A 15,068-nucleotide genomic window follows, 5' to 3' on the forward strand; every position below is an offset into this window, starting at 1 on the left:
CCCGCTAATTTGGTGGAAAAGATCAGAAATGGAAATCCTCATTGTAATCAGTATTGTTGCGCTAAGTATTCTTTTCTACAGCTACCTGGGCTATGGCATTGTGCTGTTTGTCCTGGTGCAGGGTAAGAGATTTTTTGCGCCTAGAAAGCCGGTCGAGACGACAGAATGGCCTGAAGTTACGATGCTGGTGGCCGCCTACAACGAACAGGACTGTGTAGAAGACAAAATAAGGAATTCCCTGAGCCTTAGCTACCCGTCAGATAGGATCAAGTTTCTGTTTGTCACTGACGGCAGTACAGATAAGACCAACGAGATTATTACGAAATACCCAGCCATTACCCTGGAGCACAGACCCGAACGCAAAGGAAAGCTGGCTGCTGTCGAAAGGGTAATGAAAAGCATTACGTCACCAATTACCATTTTCACTGACGCCAATACGCTGCTGAACAAAGAGGCGATCACCAACATGGTTCGCCATTTTGCTGACCCATCCGTGGGTGCCGTGGCTGGAGAGAAAAGGATTGAGCAAACCAATGCCGACGATGCTTCAGCCGCCGGTGAAGGTATCTACTGGAAATATGAATCAAAGCTTAAGCAATGGGACTCTGAGCTGCACTCAGTGGTGGGCGCAGCCGGCGAGCTTTTTGCCGTGAGAACATCCCTTTATGAGCCCGTGCCGGCCGACACCCTGATCGAAGATTTTGTGCTCACAATGGGAATAGCCGCTAAAGGGCATCGGGTAGTATATGAGGCACAGTCATATGCCCTTGAAACGGCTTCCCTTTCTATTACAGAAGAAATAAAGCGGAAGGTGAGAATTGCCGCCGGAGGACTTCAGGCAGTAGTGCGCATGAGCGGGTTACTTAATCCGTTCCCAAACCCTGTATTGACCTTTCAATATGTGTCGCACCGGGCACTCCGCTGGACGCTCGCACCGCTGATGTTGCCGCTTCTTCTTGTCACCAGCTTTATGCTGGCTCTTCAGGGCTACTTGCCAGGCACGGTTCTCTTCGTTGCCCAGATAGCATTTTACATCATGGCGGCGCTGGGTTACATACTTGAAAAGCGCAAAACAAGACTCAAGGTTCTGTACATCCCCTTGTATTTCACCATCATGAATGTTTCTGTTTTCCGGGGCCTTTGGCGACTAATAAATGGTAAGCAATCGGCAGTGTGGGAAAAGGCACAAAGAAAATTAGCAGTATAAGCATGGTATCGATCATCACAGTTAATTATAACAATACAAAAGTCACCCTGGAACTGCTTCGGAGCATTGAGAAGCAGGGGATAAAAAATATTCAGATGGTGGTGGTAGACAATGGGTCCCGGGAGAACCCCGGCCCGTTGTTGAAGGCTCAGCACCCGTGGATCACGTTTGTAAGAAGCGACATCAACCTCGGCTTTGCAGGTGGCAACAACCTCGGCATCAGAAAAGCAAAAGGAGACTACTACTTCTTTATCAACAACGACACTGAATTCAAAGCCGATATTTTGCCCAGGCTCGTCTCTCTGTTGGAGAGCCACCCCGCTATTGGCGTCCTGTGTCCATTGCTCTACTATTTCGATACGCCTGATGTAATGCAGTATGCAGGCTTCACACCGTTCAATAAAGTGACCTGCCGCAATGAATGCCTGACGGCAACGGCTCCAGCTGATGAAGAGGGATTAAGCTACACAAGTTTTCCACACGGAGCTGCAATGATGATTCCAAAGCGGGTCGTCGAAGCAGTTGGCATGATGCCGGAGACATATTTCCTCTACTATGAGGAACACGACTGGGCCGAGATGATCAAGAAAGAAGGATTTAGGGTCGCAGTAGACACGCAATCGACACTATTTCACAAAGAATCACAAACCGTGGGCCCAATCAGTGAGCTGAAGAGTTATTTCATGAGCAGAAACAGGATTTTGTTTATGCGTCGAAACTCAAGGTCCTTTTATCTGACTTTGTTCTGGATATACTATCTGTTGGTGGCCACACCAAAAAGCCTGGTTTCTTATGCTTTGAAGAGTCAGTGGGGCAATATTAAGGCTCATTTAGCGGGCATTGGCTGGAATTTTCAGTCGCCTACTTACTCCCAAAAAATTGGTTACAAGTTTAATAATCTAAGATACTCATGAGCTCACGATTCAAAGTGCCCGGCTGGGTGAGAAAACATAATTTCAAAGATGGCGACTGGAAGCAGGCTTCGGCCTCTGAGCTTGACAGAATCAAAGCTGGTTTGTCGAAGTTCCATGTAAACCAACCTGTTGTTTCGGTCGTAATTCCAGTTTGGAATGAGGAGAAAAACCTGCTAAGAACACTTTCTTCCTTTTCAGCCATGGAGCTGAAATACCCTACTGAATTGATCATCGTTAACAATAACTCGACTGATAGCACCCAGGCATTATTGGATAGGCTGGGAGTGAGGTCACTACTCGAAACTAAGCAGGGTATTGCCCATGCCAGGTTGGCGGGATTGAAAGCGTCCAAAGGCAAGTACCAGCTTTGTGGCGACGGCGATTCGTTGTACCCTCCGCATTGGGTTGAAACACTGGCGAAACCACTCATGGACAATGAGAAAATCACCTGTGTGTATGCCAACTACAGCTTCCTTCCCTTTGGCAAGGCTGGCCGCATTCAGCTCGGTTTCTATGAACTATTGGCAGAGATCCTTTTCGAATACAGACGCATTAGAAGAGAGTTTTTGAATGTGCGTGGAGCCAACTTTGGGTTCCGCATAGAGCAGGGACTGGCTGTGAAAGGCTTTGAAATGCCTGTGACCCGGGTGTTTGACAACGATGAGTCGAGTGCCAACTTCGTTGTTTTTGGAGAAGATGGCAGGATGGGCCGGAAGCTTGGGGAGATTGGCAAGCTGAAGCTGGTGCGCAACAGCAAAGCCAGGATGTGGACCAGTTCAAGAAGGCTGTTGAAGGATGGCACGCTGTTCAATGCGTTTGTAAAAAGAATTCAGAAAGAGTCAGGAAAGCTAATTGAATATGCTTTCGGACCTAAAAAATTAAAGCATACTACCGATGATTTCGTCACCAAATCGTAAGATGATGAGAAAGGCAATAATCACTTTTGGAGTGGGGTATGGCTTCGAACATATTAAACACTTTGTTCTGAGTTGCAAAAAGTTCATACCTGACACGGATATTTACATGTTTGCAGGCAAAAATATCCCTCAGCTCGAGGCAGACTGCAGTCATATTCAAGGTGTTCATTTTATCCCCTTCAGGGAGAATTTTATAGGCAAGGTTATAGCCAAGGTACTTAGCAAGGTGCCCTCGCTGCAGCAAAAATATGCGCAGTACCTGTCAGCTAAATGGGAACGGGATCCACTAAGAAGAGCTAGAATTGAAGCATTAACGTCTCCTCTGACACAGTTCATGGTCAAAAGATTTTTCCTGATCAAGCAGCTCTTGTCGCAGCTTCCTCATGAGCAGGTGATGATTGCCGATGTGCGGGATATCATTTTTCAATACGATCCATTTGCAACCCTTCAGAGCGATGCGATAGTTACAGGTATTGAGCCAGTGGCCAACAGCGAAAGTGAGATGAACGAGAAGTGGATCAGGAGGACATACTCTGATGCTGTTTTCGAACAAATGGCCGATAAAAATGTGGCTTGCGCTGGGGTAACCTATGGCTCACGCCGGGCCATCAATCAGTATATTGAAGAAATGCTGGAAGAGACCTACGCAAACCTTCCGAAGATCATTGATATGCTTGGTGCCGACCAGGCCATTCATATCCGCTTGTTCTACTACCGCCTGCGTGGACTCACCAGGCACCTGGAAGCCAACGGATCAGGCTCAATCGCAACTCTTCACTTTTCGGATTTAACAGAATTTTCAGTATCTAATGGAAGAATAGAGAATCTGGCAGGAAAGCCACTGGCCGTGGTGCATCAATACGATCGTCACCCGGATTTAGCGGTGGAGCTTCGGAAAGGCCTGGAGGCGAAACAGCCGGTTAACCAAATGGCATCCTGATGACCAGACTTGCAAATACTAATATACTGGTGCTTTCCCTTCCGAGGCACGACGAACGGTATACGTCGACCACCTGGCAGATTTCGAGAGAGTTGGCATTGGACAATAATGTGATCCTGGTCGATCACCCTTTTACATTTACTGAGTTGTTTAAGGGGCCTGGGAAACCAGAGATTCGTAAAAGAATTTTGGCTTACTTCAATAAACCTGTGATAGAAAAAGAGGGAGTGAAGGTGCTCCTTCCTCCCTTTGTTTGGCCCGTTAACTCACTTCCAAAAGGAGGGTTGTACAATTTCTTCTCTGGGCTGAATCATCAAATGCTGGCCAGAAGAATCAATAGGTTTTTAAAGAAAAACGATATTGAGTCACTGGTGTATGTCAACTCCTTCGACTTCTATTTTCCTGGCCTTGGAAGAAAACTGGCCATAAAACCTGCGCTGAGTGTCTATCACTGCATTGACCCGATGGTGAAGCCATTTACACTGCGCCATGGCCCTTACTTGGAACAAAAAGCTGTGGAACAGTCGGATATGGTGATTTCGACAGCGCCAGCCCTTCAAAAGAAATTTACCGACCAGGGAATTGAGAACAGCTTTCTGGTGCCTAATGCCGCCAATTATAAGCTTTTCAACAAAGCATTGGCCATCAAAGGAGCGTATCACAAGAGTCTTGCTGGTATAGAGGGCAAGGTGATGGGCTACCTTGGTAACATAGAACGAAGAACAGATTTTGATTTGTTGCATGATGTGCTGGAGGTTTTGAGCGACTGGCATCTCGTGCTGGCAGGTCCGGTAGAGGCGGCGTACGTGCCAGAACAAGTTTTTGATCATCCCAGAATACACTTTACAGGTTCTTGCAATCATGAAGAGGCGCCCTCGGTGATGGCTCGGTTCGACGTGGCCATTATTCCATTCAAATGTGATGAAGTAAGCCAGGGGATTTATCCGTTAAAGCTTTATGAGTATCTGGCAGCAGGTAAGCCAGTAGTAAGTACCAATTTTAATCCTGAAGTGCTGGACAGTCTCGGTGAAGTGGTTGAGATTGGTTTGACACCCGAAGACTTTGCTGATAAAGTGTTAAAAGCTTACGCCTCTGACGATGATGAAAAGCAAAAGCAGAGAGCACTCGTCGCATCAAAAAATACATGGACACACAGGGCAAAGCAGTTTGGAGCACTTATCCGCTCTGCTCTGGAAAAACAACCAAAAGGAAATGTCGCTCAAAGAAAAGATCAAAAGCAGCCCGAAGCTTAAGCATTTGGTTCTTACGCTGATCTTCCAGCGCAAGCCCTACAGTGCCAGGGTTCGGTGGTATATCTGGCTGTGGCTGATCTTTCCCCGCTACTTTAAACGGGGCATCAGTTGGGGATCCCGCCTCGACCTGGTGCCTTTCAATAAGTTCAGCATGGGCAAGTACTCCCGTATTGAAAAAGGGGTGCTGATCAATAACGGCATGGGCGATGTAATCATTGGAGACGAGGTTCACACCGGCCTTGGCTGTGTGATCATTGGCCCGGTAACACTACACAAGCATGTGGGGCTTTCGCAGTACGTGCGAATTCTCGGCATGCATCATGGCATTGATCCTGACCAGCCGCACCATCACCAGCCTTCCCATAAAGCACTAGTGATCCTGGAAGAAGATGCCTTTGTAGGCACAGGCACTGTGATCATGGGTAAAAAGAACAGAGAACCGTTGGTGCTTGGCAAATACTGTCGCATTGGTGCTAACTCGGTGGTAATGACCGATATTCCTCCCTACTCAGTAGCCGTTGGCAACCCGGCCAAAGTTGTCAGGGTATGGGATTTTGAGAAGAAGGAGTGGGTGAAGCCATTGGCTACGACCAAATAGTTTGACCAGCCTTCAAAGTGGCAACAACCTAATCAAGGTCAGAATTGCAATGAAAAACACTATGGAAGTGTAGATCAGTTTGGTGTGCCTGGCCAGCCAATTTGGCAAGAAAATATCAAAATTGTCGGCTGTGGAGGAGGAGTACTTTCGGGCGGCAATGGTCAGTGGGCAAACCCACTTAAATGTTAATAAGGTGATTCCCTCCAACGCCACTAGTGCAAAACCGATCCATAGCCATTTGTCAATTCTATTGGTGATGACTGCGTAGAGCATGTAGAAAATCACAATATTGAAAAACCCCCAAATGAAGGTGTGAATTGCTCTGATAATGGTAAGGGGCGTCCTGTTGCTCATGCGCAGACAATTTTATCAAAAATCGCAAAAGCGATGCTGAGAAAACAGGACATCCGTCATGTTTGAAGGGGCAATACGTCAGTTGTCCGTTGGTGATCCCGGCCAACTAAATTTTTCATTCAACTTTTGCCTTTATTGTTGCTTTTTCGCAAAGTCTCGTGTTTTACAACCCCGTCGCCTTTTCCATCGCCTCAGTGTACCGGTTACCCACGATTTCAATCTGAGCCGAAGCTGCTTCCATTTCCTGCAACTCATCAGCTGTTAGCTTAATGGCGGCAGCGCCAATGTTTTCAGTCAAGCGGTGGAGTTTAGTGGTGCCTGGAATCGGCACGATCCATGGTTTTTGTGCAAGCACCCAGGCCAGAGCAATTTGGGCATTGGTGGCATTTTTTCTTTCGGCAAACGCTGCAATCATGTCCAACAGTGCTTTGTTAGCCATCCGTGCTTCTTCGGCGTACCTTGGCAGCATATTGCGGATGTCGCCTTCGCCAAACTTCGTGTTTTCATCAATTTTGCCTGCCAAAAAACCTTTTCCCAGGGGGCTGAATGCCACCAGTCCTATCCCTAATTCTTCAATGGCAGGAATGATTTCCTTTTCGTGTTGTCTTGTCCACAAAGAGTACTCGCTTTGCAAGGCAGCAACTGGTTGCACGGCATGTGCTTTCCTGATCGTGGTGGCTCCTGCTTCTGAGAGGCCGAAGTGTTTGGCCTTTCCCTCCCGGATGAGATCCTTCACGGTGCCGGCTACATCTTCAATGGGCACATTGGGGTCTACCCTGTGCTGGTAAAGCAAATCTATTGAGTCTACCCGCAGTCGCTTGAGCGATGCTTCAACCGCCTTCCTTATATTTTCCGGCTGGCTATTGACACCAGCCATTTTTCTGTCGACGATATTGAAGCCAAACTTGGTGGCAATAGTTACCTGGTTTCTAAAAGGCTGAAGGGCTTCCCCCACGAGACTTTCGTTTGTGTAGGGCCCGTAGACCTCCGCAGTATCAAAGAAAGTGACACCCTGCTCTACAGCAGATCGTATCACTTTTATCATTTCGTTTTTCTCACCGGCAGGACCAAGGCCAAAACTCATACCCATGCAGCCAAGGCCAAGGGCAGATACTTCCAGCCCGGTTTTTCCGAGGGTGCGTGTTGGCAAAGTAATACTCATGATTGTTTACGTTTATTACGTTTAACAAATCAAAGGTAGGGTTATGGAGGCTGTTTGAGTAATGAAAAACAAATAAAGAGCTACGAAAATCAAACAACTTTAAATCCTTGACCTCGACAACTCCTCCAGCGCCGGCGCAAATGGCTGATCGTACAGCCGTTTGCCAGTGGCCTGATATAAAGCATTGGCCAGGGCGGCAAAAACAGGGGGGTAAGCCGGTTCTCCCATGCCAGTTGGGTCAATGTCATTCTTGACGAAATGGACATCGATAGTCTTGGGTGCTTCTTTTGTACGGATCATCCGGTACTTGTCGAAGTTGGTCTTTTCAGGCTCACCATCTTTGAACGTATAAGCGCCAAACATGGCAGTGCCGATGCCATCCACTGTGGCACCCTCCGCCAGGTTAGAGGCTGCATCAGGATTCACGACTATGCCACAGTCGATGGCGCAAGTGACTTTTTCTACCCGGGCATTGCCATTCTCAAATACAAGGTCTAACACATTGGCAGCGTAACTGTTGTGGCAGAAATAAGCAGAAACACCCCGGTGCACGCCCGCTTTCTTCTCACCCCAGTTTGATTTTTCTTTCACCAGTTGGAGCACACCAGCATACCGGTCAGCATCATAGTCATTGTTGTCGCCGACCGGGGTGTTCTTTGCTCGTTCCAACAGATCCAGCCTGAAGTCAATCGGGTCTTTGCCTGCACCTTCTGCTACTTCATCGAGGAAGGACTGCTCAGCTGCGGCGATAAAGTTGGATCGGGGTGCCCTGAATGACCCGGTGGTGATGTTGGAGTCTAGCACCCAGTCTTCGGCGAGGTAGTTGTCAACCGCACCAGCCGGAAAGCGGTTGGCATAAATGCAGCTTTCGGGAATGCCGCCGCCGTTAACATGGAAGCCGATCAGGTTGTTCTCAGCATCCAGGGCTGCCCGATAGGTTGCCTGATAGGTAGGGCGGTAGATACCCGACGTCATGTCGTCTTCCCGGCTGTAGATGAGCTTTACAGGTGCTTTCACCTTATCGGAGATCACCGCAGCTTCCACCAGCCAGTGCGCATAGGATCGGCGACCGAACCCACCGCCCAGACGGGTCATTTGTATATCGATTTTTTCGAGCGGAATGCCCAACCGGGCCGATACGGTTTTCTCTGTAAATTCTGGCTTTTGGAGTGGCCCGACCAACAGGGCGCCATCGGCGGTTACATCAGCAAAGAAATTCATCGGCTCCATACAATTGTGGGCCAGGAAAGGCCCAGTATAGGTTCGATCGATGATCTTTGCTGCATTTTTAAATGCCTTTTTCGGATCGCCGTCTTTACGAAGTACGTTGACAGTCTTGCCAGTTTTTTTGGCCATGCGTTCTCTGTGGGATTCGGTACTTTCCAAACCGGCTGGAAACAACCTGCTGCCATTGTCCCTGGTTTCGGAATAGTCTGAGAAGGGTTCCCATTCCACCTTAAGTGCTTTTTTGGCGTTCATTACCTCCCAGGTAGACTTTCCCACTACTGCCACCAGCTCGGTGAAGGCACAGGTATCAAAGAACTGCCGCTGGTAGTCGTCCTGCATGTTTTTGATGGGAAACACGTCGACGATGCCAGGCATAGCCCTGGCAGCACTATCATCTACCGATTTTAGCTTCAAACCAAACGCCGGTGGGTGAACCAACATGGCGATGAGCATGCCTTCCTTTTTGTGGTCGATGCCAAACAATGGCTGGCCGGTTATGATCTTTTTGGCATCCACATTTTTGCGGGAGGTGCCAATGATCTTAAAGTCCTTTTGCGCCTTGAGCGCCACTTCCTCGGGCACAGGAATTGACACAGCCGCAGCGGCCATCTCGCCATAGCCAGCCTGTTTGCCACTGCTTTTGTGGTAGAGCATCCCAGCTTCAGTTGTGATTTCTCCTGACGGAACTTCCCAGGCTTTGGCAGCAGCTTCTTTCAGCACGTGCCTGGCCGTTGCACCGGCCATGCGCAGGCTTTTCCAACCCTGGCGGATAGCCTGGCTGCCGCCAATGAACTGCCGGGTGTATTTCTCTGTGTCGAGAGGCGCTTGTTCCACGACTACATTCTTCCAGTCCACGTCGAGCTCGTCAGCAACGATCATTGGGAAGGCTGTTTTGATGTTCTGTCCACCTTCGGGGTTGGGCGACATGATGGTGATCATGCCATTGTTGGCAATTTTGATAAAGCCATTGAGATCAAACCATTCCTCTGGAATGTCAAGTCCCGCTTTTGTGCCCGACTGGCATGACGAAGCCAGCCAGCTGAAGCTGAGCATCATGCCGCCACCGGCCAGGGCTGATGTTTTTAGGAAGGAACGCCTGTTGAGAGAGGTCTTTATGGTAGCCATTTGATGAGTAGTTAGAATAGACTTTAAGATACCCAATATTGGCTGGAATGGCAATCTTTTGTTGGTGGATGGATGATGCGTTATAAACGCATGTCTTGGTCACATCCGTTGCAAACAGGGGAGATGGGGTTACTTTAGAAGGTTCTTAACATCAATTTCTAAAACCGGTAAATTTCTAATGATGATCCCCCACAAAATATCTTCAGAAACGGAGTCGTAGCCATGAATAATCCTGTTCCTCGTATCGACTATTTTTCTCGTGTCACTTATGTCAATGTCAGGATCGACTTTAAGAATTCTTGCCATTGCCTCACCGATGATTTCAATATTTCTTTCAACGGCTCGCTTCGTTTTCAGGTCTTTCTGAAAATCCGTAAAAACTTTACTCTCCGGCAGAAAGGAGTTGATTTCTAAGATCGCTTGCTCAATGTCTTTTAACCAGGCCCTGATCTCATTATCCATACACCAGTACCTTGGTTTTATCAATACGTTCTTTCAGGAAGAGATTCCTTATCGCTTTGCTTTCGAGCAAGTCAATTGGTCGGTTAAAAATCTTTTCTAGTTCAAATTTTAGGTCAAAGTAGTTGTCAGTGTATTCCAGCGGATCGTCAATCTTGAAATCTACAACCAGATCAACATCACTCCCTTGGGTGAACCTGGCCGTGTTCACTGAACCAAAAGAATAAAGGGTCTTGACCTTGTGGTCTTCGCAAAGCCTCTGAATTTGATTTTTGTGGATATCAATAAGTCCCATGTTTCAAATATACTGATTTTCGGGTTTTAAAGTGTTTTGGTAGTTTTCTGATGAAGACTTACTTCTTCGTGCGTTATAAACGCATTTCTTAGGCACCCTCATTGCAAGCGAGGAAGAATTAAAAAATTTGGCTTGAATTTCAGAAATTTCGGCACTGTATTTGTGAGAGGTTCTTCATGGTTAGACTATTTTCAACTCTCATGCTTTGCATATTGCTGGTTTCCTGCAATAAAGACGAAGCCGTTATCCCATCTGAATTTGCGACTTACCTGAATCGCTTTGTGAACGAAGCGAAGCTACGGGGTAAAACAATTTCCCTGGACAAGCTGGAGCTGAGGTTTAAGGATATGGAGAATAATTGTGGATTGGCTGAAATTGTGCCGCTACGGGTGAATATCGACGAGGCTTGCTGGAATAGGTTGCCTGACGTAGCCAAGGAATTGCTAATGTTTCATGAATTGGGCCATGCCCTACTCAGGCTGGATCACGATGAAAGTACCTTGCCCAATGGAGATTACAAAAGTATCATGGTGCCAGATCCCACGGTATTGTATAATGATTTTACGATAGAAAAAAGAGTCTACTATCTCGATGAACTCTTCGGAGTTTTAAAAGGTCTTCCTGCATGGACTGCGGTAAAGACAAATGAATACAGTGTGATCGATGACAATATAACCTTACCTACTGCTTGGGCCTTCGTATCATCCAATGGGGCACTACATGAAGGTGAAGTGATTGATACTGTTTACTACTCAGCAGAAAATTGTTTGGCTATTAAATCGAACGGGACTTCTTCCGGGTTTTCTTTTTGGCGCTACCAATGGATCCCGCAAGGCATTGAAGTGGGTGATGAGGTGGTGTTGAAACTAAAGATTAAATCAGAGGACTTGACAAACGGTGGAGCTTACTTTGCGTTTCGTGCCGATATACAAGGAGAAGAGTTTCCTGTATTTTTCTATACCACGCAAGGCGATCCGGTCCTTGGCACAAACGATTTCAAAGAATATTCTGTTAAAGTGAACTATTTCCCATCAATGATTGAGCAACTCAATATTTTCCTGATACTTGATGGCAGCAGCACAGGCACTGTATACTTCGATGATATCCAGGTTTTAAAATACAATTAGCCTCGGCCGCACTTGTGGTGCATTGAGGCTGATTTGCCCTTCTGCATAGCTGTAGTCAAGCATCAAAAGTTTAGCAAACAACTATTCTGTTAATTGCTTATGACGATATTATCCCGCATTTCTTCGACCTTGTTTCCGCTGGTGCTCAAACAGGGACGATTGGGGGAGTAGCAGCAGTGGTGTAGTGATGAGGGCAAGCTGGAAACTTAACTAATATATATTCCACAAGCTACGTTAGCCGCTAAGCTTGCGGGAGGGGGGAGTTGGTTGCCCCGTTGCAAACCAGGGAGGTGCGGTGAAATTAATAAATCGTTCCTGAGATACGAATCGGGGCGTTGGGGTTTACTTAAACCGATACCCTACCATTATTTTCCCCATTACAAAGTTGTCATCTTCAAAAATGGCGACACCGTCTACTCCAAGCCTGAAGTTGAGCCCGCTAGGAAAAATTTTCGAAATGCCAACCTGAACAAGCATTACTGGAGAGTCATATCCGTTGTAATCGTACCCGCCAAGCAAGCCAACATAAGGGAAAAGGCTTCTGTTTTTATCGGGCTTATGAAAATAGTAGTTGATTCCGGTGGCCGCCCATGTGATTCCTGCATGTATTTCATAGTTTATCCTCGGAGTGATAAAGTGATCGAACGTTCCGTAAAGGTTTCCATATTCATTATCCGGCGACATCATAAAGCCGCCGGATAACGAAGAGGGTCTTGAAATCCTTATGTCCGTGGTATCTCCAAACGTTCTTAAATAGCCGTTTTGATAGTTAATATGGTTGATGTCACTCTTTCTTAATCTTAAGTTTGACTGGTTGGCATACTGGGAATTACCCAAGTAAATGAAATTAACACCTTCCTTAAGTATGTAGGCACTGATGGTTTGACCGTCCGCCGTTGTAATAGTGTCTTGTGCATGCAGGAGAGGAACGCCCAATAGCAGCAGGGTTAATAGTAAGGTTAGTCTTTTCATAGCTGGTTGGTTGCGAGGTGTTTAAGAATGGAAAAATACCTGATTGTAAATTTATTTTATTTTCATTGCGCCTATTTCAATAGTGATATTTTGAAGTTATGCAATGGATTAATAATTCCAAGCATAAAATGTGCCAGATTCATTTGTTTAGGGGTGTATTTTCACTTGTTTTTCCACTACAAAAAAAGGCTTCAGAGAAAACCTCCGAAGCCTTTTACTATTGAGTTGAATTCTGTTAAATCCTCGATCTAGATACTTCCAGCTCTTTCATATAAGGCTGGTTGTAAAACCGCTGCCCTGTTGCTTTGTACATGGCGTTGGCCACGGCAGCAAAGGTAGGAGGGAACAAGGGTTCTCCCAGGCCGGTCGGATCGATATCGTTTTTCACAAAATGCACTTCCACATGCCGTGGTGCTTCTTTCTGGCGAATCATGCGGTACTGGTGGAAGTTGTTCTTCTGAGGCACACCATCAACAAAATCCATTTCCCCAAACAAAGCATTACCGATACCGTCCACTATGGCACCCTCGCCCATGTTCGCTGCGGCATCGGGGTTAATAACAATGCCGCAGTCTACAGCTGCAAACACTTTTTGGAACACAGGCATATTGTTCTGCATATCCACTTCTATGACTTCTGCTACATAAGAGTTATGGCAGAAATAGGCCGATACCCCTTTGTTGGGGGCCGTGGACTCGTCCCAATTCGATTTTTCTCTCACCAGCTTCAATACGCCTGCATAGCGGTCAGCTTCGTAGTCGTTTCTTTCACCTACCGGATTGGTCTTGGCCCGTTCCAGCAGTTCCAGTCGGAAGTCGATGGGATCTTTGCCTGCGAGCTCTGCAAATTAATCAAGAAACGACTGCTCGGCTCCGGCAATAAAGTTGGAACGAGGGGCACGGAAAGCCCCGATGGTAATATTGGATTCTACTGACCAGCCTTCTGCCAGGTAGTTATCGACCGCACCTGCCGGGAAACGGTTGGCATGCACCGGACTTTCCGGAACGCCGCCTCCGTTGACGTGGAATGCGATGAGGTTATTGTTTTCATCCAGTCCGGCACGGTAGGTAGCCTGGTAAGTAGGGCGGTAGATGCCGTAGGTCATATCGTCCTCACGGTTGTACTGCAATTTTACAGGTGCTCCTACTTTTTGAGAGATGACAGCGGCTTCGACCAGGTGGTGTCCGTAGGCCCTTTGTCCAAAGCCACCACCCATTCGGGCAAGGTTGATTTGCACCTTTTCTTTGTCGAGCCCCAGCCGGGCGGAAATCGTATTTCTGATCAACTCGGGTGCCTGGATAGGCCCGTACAAGGTAGCTCCATCTGCAGTTACGTCAGCAAAGCAGTTCATTGGCTCCATACAGTTGTGAGCCAGATAGGGAGCAGTATAAGTACGCTCCAGCACTTTGGCAGCCTTTTTGAAAGCTCCTTCAGGGTCGCCGTCTTTTCTGAGGAGGTTCACTTTTCCTTTGGCCATGGTTTCCATGGCAGCCTTGTGTCCCTCGGTGCTTTCGACACCGCCGGGTACTTTCACCGTCATTTTGTTTCCTCCGAACCCTGCCATTGAAAATGAACTGTCGGAGGTTATTTCCCATTCGACCTTGATTGCCTTTTTTGCTTGCATGACCTCCCAGGTAGAGGTGCCTACTATGGCAACGAGGTTAGAAAAAGAGTTCACGTCGAAGAAATTCCTGTCGTAGTCTTCTTTCACCGGTTCGAATACAAAGACGTCTTTGATGCCCGGCATGCCCTTCACCGATGACTCATCCAGTGTTTTTACTTTCATACCAAAAGCAGGCGGGTGAACCACCATGGCCACCAGCGCATTCGCCGGATAATGATCCATGGCAAACAAAGGCTTACCGGTAACGATTTTCTTACCGTCCACATTTTTCTGGGAAACACCAATCAGGTTAAAGTCCTTAATGTCTTTCAGCTTAACTTCTTCAGGCACCTCCAAAGTGGCTGCGAGAGAGGCCATTTCGCCATAGCCAGCTTTCTTGCCACTCGCTTTGTGTTCAAGGGTGCCTGCTCCGGCGGTAATCTCCTCGGCTGGTACACTCCAGGTTTGGGCTGCTGCTTTGATCAGCATTTCCCGGGCAGTAGCGCCTGCCGTTCTCAGCGGTTTCCAGCCCTGGCGAATGCCCTGGCTGCCTCCGGTAAACTGGCGGTCGTATCGCTCAGGGTAGAAGTCGGCTTGCTCTACGATGACATTTTTCCAATCTACGCCTAGTTCGTCAGCCAGAATCATCGGCATGGACGTCTTCACATTGGAGCCAAATTCAGGATTTGGTGACATCAGTGTAACTACGCCGTTGTCGCCAATTTTGATGTAGCTGTTAAGCTCAAACCATTCTTTGGGTAGCTCCATTACTTCGGCTTCGGTAGTCGGTTTGCAACCGGCCAGCCAGCTGAAGCTCAGCATCATGCCTCCGCCTGCAAGGGCAGAAACCTTCATGAAGGAGCGTCTGTCTATGTTTTTCTTAAGTAGTGTCATTTTTGGAGATGGTTTAGATTC

The 15,068-nt window shown here is 47.4% G+C and carries 13 protein-coding genes and 1 pseudogene; 7 read left to right on the plus strand and 7 right to left on the minus strand.

Annotated elements, in window-relative coordinates; genetic code table 11:
• Positions 1-28 precede the first annotated feature (28 nt).
• Genes RIF36_RS17415 through RIF36_RS17440 form a run of 6 tightly spaced genes read left to right on the plus strand, consistent with a single transcriptional unit; the run spans position 29 to position 5,829 of the window.
• Positions 29-1,207 carry a glycosyltransferase family 2 protein gene (locus RIF36_RS17415; RefSeq protein ID WP_350123265.1) on the plus strand — a complete coding sequence of 393 codons (1,179 nt, stop codon included), beginning with the start codon at positions 29-31 and terminating at the stop codon, positions 1,205-1,207.
• 2 nt (positions 1,208-1,209) lie between these two features.
• A complete protein-coding gene (locus tag RIF36_RS17420) occupies positions 1,210-2,121 on the plus strand; it encodes a glycosyltransferase family 2 protein (protein ID WP_350123262.1) in 912 nt (303 codons plus the stop codon).
• The gene (locus tag RIF36_RS17425) at positions 2,118-3,038 is read left to right on the plus strand and encodes a glycosyltransferase family 2 protein (RefSeq protein WP_350123259.1); all 921 of its coding nucleotides are present in this window, start codon (positions 2,118-2,120) and stop codon (positions 3,036-3,038) included. Before RIF36_RS17420 ends, RIF36_RS17425 begins: the two co-directional genes overlap by 4 nt.
• Positions 3,039-3,042: 4 nt before the next feature.
• On the plus strand, positions 3,043-3,978 hold the full coding sequence (locus RIF36_RS17430) for a hypothetical protein (RefSeq protein ID WP_350123256.1): 936 nt from the start codon (positions 3,043-3,045) through the stop codon (positions 3,976-3,978).
• Positions 3,978-5,231: a glycosyltransferase gene (locus RIF36_RS17435; protein WP_350123253.1), complete on the plus strand. Its 1,254-nt coding sequence runs from the start codon at positions 3,978-3,980 to the stop codon at positions 5,229-5,231. The genes RIF36_RS17430 and RIF36_RS17435 overlap by 1 nt, the downstream gene beginning before the upstream one ends.
• Positions 5,191-5,829, plus strand: a complete 639-nt coding sequence (locus RIF36_RS17440) for an acyltransferase (protein ID WP_350123250.1) — start codon at positions 5,191-5,193, stop codon at positions 5,827-5,829. The genes RIF36_RS17435 and RIF36_RS17440 overlap by 41 nt, the downstream gene beginning before the upstream one ends.
• A 12-nt stretch (positions 5,830-5,841) precedes the next feature.
• Here the strand turns inward: RIF36_RS17440 and RIF36_RS17445 are convergent, their stop codons facing one another.
• The 5 genes from RIF36_RS17445 to RIF36_RS17465 all read right to left on the minus strand — a co-directional run bounded on the left by RIF36_RS17445 (position 5,842) and on the right by RIF36_RS17465 (position 10,451).
• Complete coding sequence (locus RIF36_RS17445) at positions 5,842-6,183, minus strand: hypothetical protein (protein ID WP_350075498.1); 342 nt, start codon at positions 6,181-6,183, stop codon at positions 5,842-5,844.
• Positions 6,184-6,346: 163 nt separating this feature from the next.
• Entirely contained in the window at positions 6,347-7,333 is a 987-nt protein-coding gene (locus RIF36_RS17450; RefSeq protein ID WP_350123368.1) for an aldo/keto reductase, read from the minus strand.
• A gap of 111 nt (positions 7,334-7,444) precedes the next feature.
• Positions 7,445-9,697: a xanthine dehydrogenase family protein molybdopterin-binding subunit gene (locus tag RIF36_RS17455; RefSeq protein ID WP_350123247.1), complete on the minus strand. Its 2,253-nt coding sequence runs from the start codon at positions 9,695-9,697 to the stop codon at positions 7,445-7,447.
• Between the two features lie 129 nt (positions 9,698-9,826).
• The gene (locus tag RIF36_RS17460; protein WP_350123244.1) at positions 9,827-10,159 is read right to left on the minus strand and encodes a HepT-like ribonuclease domain-containing protein; all 333 of its coding nucleotides are present in this window, start codon (positions 10,157-10,159) and stop codon (positions 9,827-9,829) included.
• Positions 10,152-10,451, minus strand: a complete 300-nt coding sequence (locus tag RIF36_RS17465) for a nucleotidyltransferase family protein (RefSeq protein ID WP_350093639.1) — start codon at positions 10,449-10,451, stop codon at positions 10,152-10,154. Before RIF36_RS17465 ends, RIF36_RS17460 begins: the two co-directional genes overlap by 8 nt.
• Before the next feature lie 200 nt (positions 10,452-10,651).
• Between RIF36_RS17465 and RIF36_RS17470 the strand changes: the two genes are divergently transcribed.
• A complete protein-coding gene (locus RIF36_RS17470; RefSeq protein WP_350123241.1) occupies positions 10,652-11,578 on the plus strand; it encodes a hypothetical protein in 927 nt (308 codons plus the stop codon).
• 342 nt (positions 11,579-11,920) lie between these two features.
• Here RIF36_RS17470 and RIF36_RS17475 read toward each other — a convergent pair whose 3' ends face one another.
• Both RIF36_RS17475 and RIF36_RS17480 read right to left on the minus strand, forming a co-directional pair.
• Positions 11,921-12,550, minus strand: a complete 630-nt coding sequence (locus tag RIF36_RS17475) for a hypothetical protein (RefSeq protein ID WP_350123238.1) — start codon at positions 12,548-12,550, stop codon at positions 11,921-11,923.
• A gap of 235 nt (positions 12,551-12,785) precedes the next feature.
• A pseudogene (locus RIF36_RS17480) lies at positions 12,786-15,047 on the minus strand (xanthine dehydrogenase family protein molybdopterin-binding subunit).
• Positions 15,048-15,068 lie beyond the last annotated feature (21 nt).

The sequence above is a fragment of the Imperialibacter sp. genome, from assembly GCF_040222815.1.
Taxonomy (GTDB): domain Bacteria; phylum Bacteroidota; class Bacteroidia; order Cytophagales; family Cyclobacteriaceae; genus Imperialibacter.

Excerpts from the sequence above, each read along its gene's own strand:
- RIF36_RS17475 (WP_350123238.1), bottom strand. The coding sequence starts at position 12,550 with ATGAAAAGACTAACCTTACTATTAACCCTGCTGCTATTGGGCGTTCCT.
- RIF36_RS17465 (WP_350093639.1), bottom strand. The coding sequence starts at position 10,451 with ATGGGACTTATTGATATCCACAAAAATCAAATTCAGAGGCTTTGCGAA.
- RIF36_RS17425 (WP_350123259.1), top strand. The coding sequence starts at position 2,118 with ATGAGCTCACGATTCAAAGTGCCCGGCTGGGTGAGAAAACATAATTTC.
- RIF36_RS17470 (WP_350123241.1), top strand. The coding sequence starts at position 10,652 with ATGCTTTGCATATTGCTGGTTTCCTGCAATAAAGACGAAGCCGTTATC.
- RIF36_RS17420 (WP_350123262.1), top strand. The coding sequence starts at position 1,210 with ATGGTATCGATCATCACAGTTAATTATAACAATACAAAAGTCACCCTG.
- RIF36_RS17455 (WP_350123247.1), bottom strand. The coding sequence starts at position 9,697 with ATGGCTACCATAAAGACCTCTCTCAACAGGCGTTCCTTCCTAAAAACA.
- RIF36_RS17460 (WP_350123244.1), bottom strand. The coding sequence starts at position 10,159 with ATGGATAATGAGATCAGGGCCTGGTTAAAAGACATTGAGCAAGCGATC.
- RIF36_RS17435 (WP_350123253.1), top strand. The coding sequence starts at position 3,978 with ATGACCAGACTTGCAAATACTAATATACTGGTGCTTTCCCTTCCGAGG.
- RIF36_RS17445 (WP_350075498.1), bottom strand. The coding sequence starts at position 6,183 with ATGAGCAACAGGACGCCCCTTACCATTATCAGAGCAATTCACACCTTC.
- RIF36_RS17430 (WP_350123256.1), top strand. The coding sequence starts at position 3,043 with ATGAGAAAGGCAATAATCACTTTTGGAGTGGGGTATGGCTTCGAACAT.
- RIF36_RS17440 (WP_350123250.1), top strand. The coding sequence starts at position 5,191 with ATGTCGCTCAAAGAAAAGATCAAAAGCAGCCCGAAGCTTAAGCATTTG.
- RIF36_RS17415 (WP_350123265.1), top strand. The coding sequence starts at position 29 with ATGGAAATCCTCATTGTAATCAGTATTGTTGCGCTAAGTATTCTTTTC.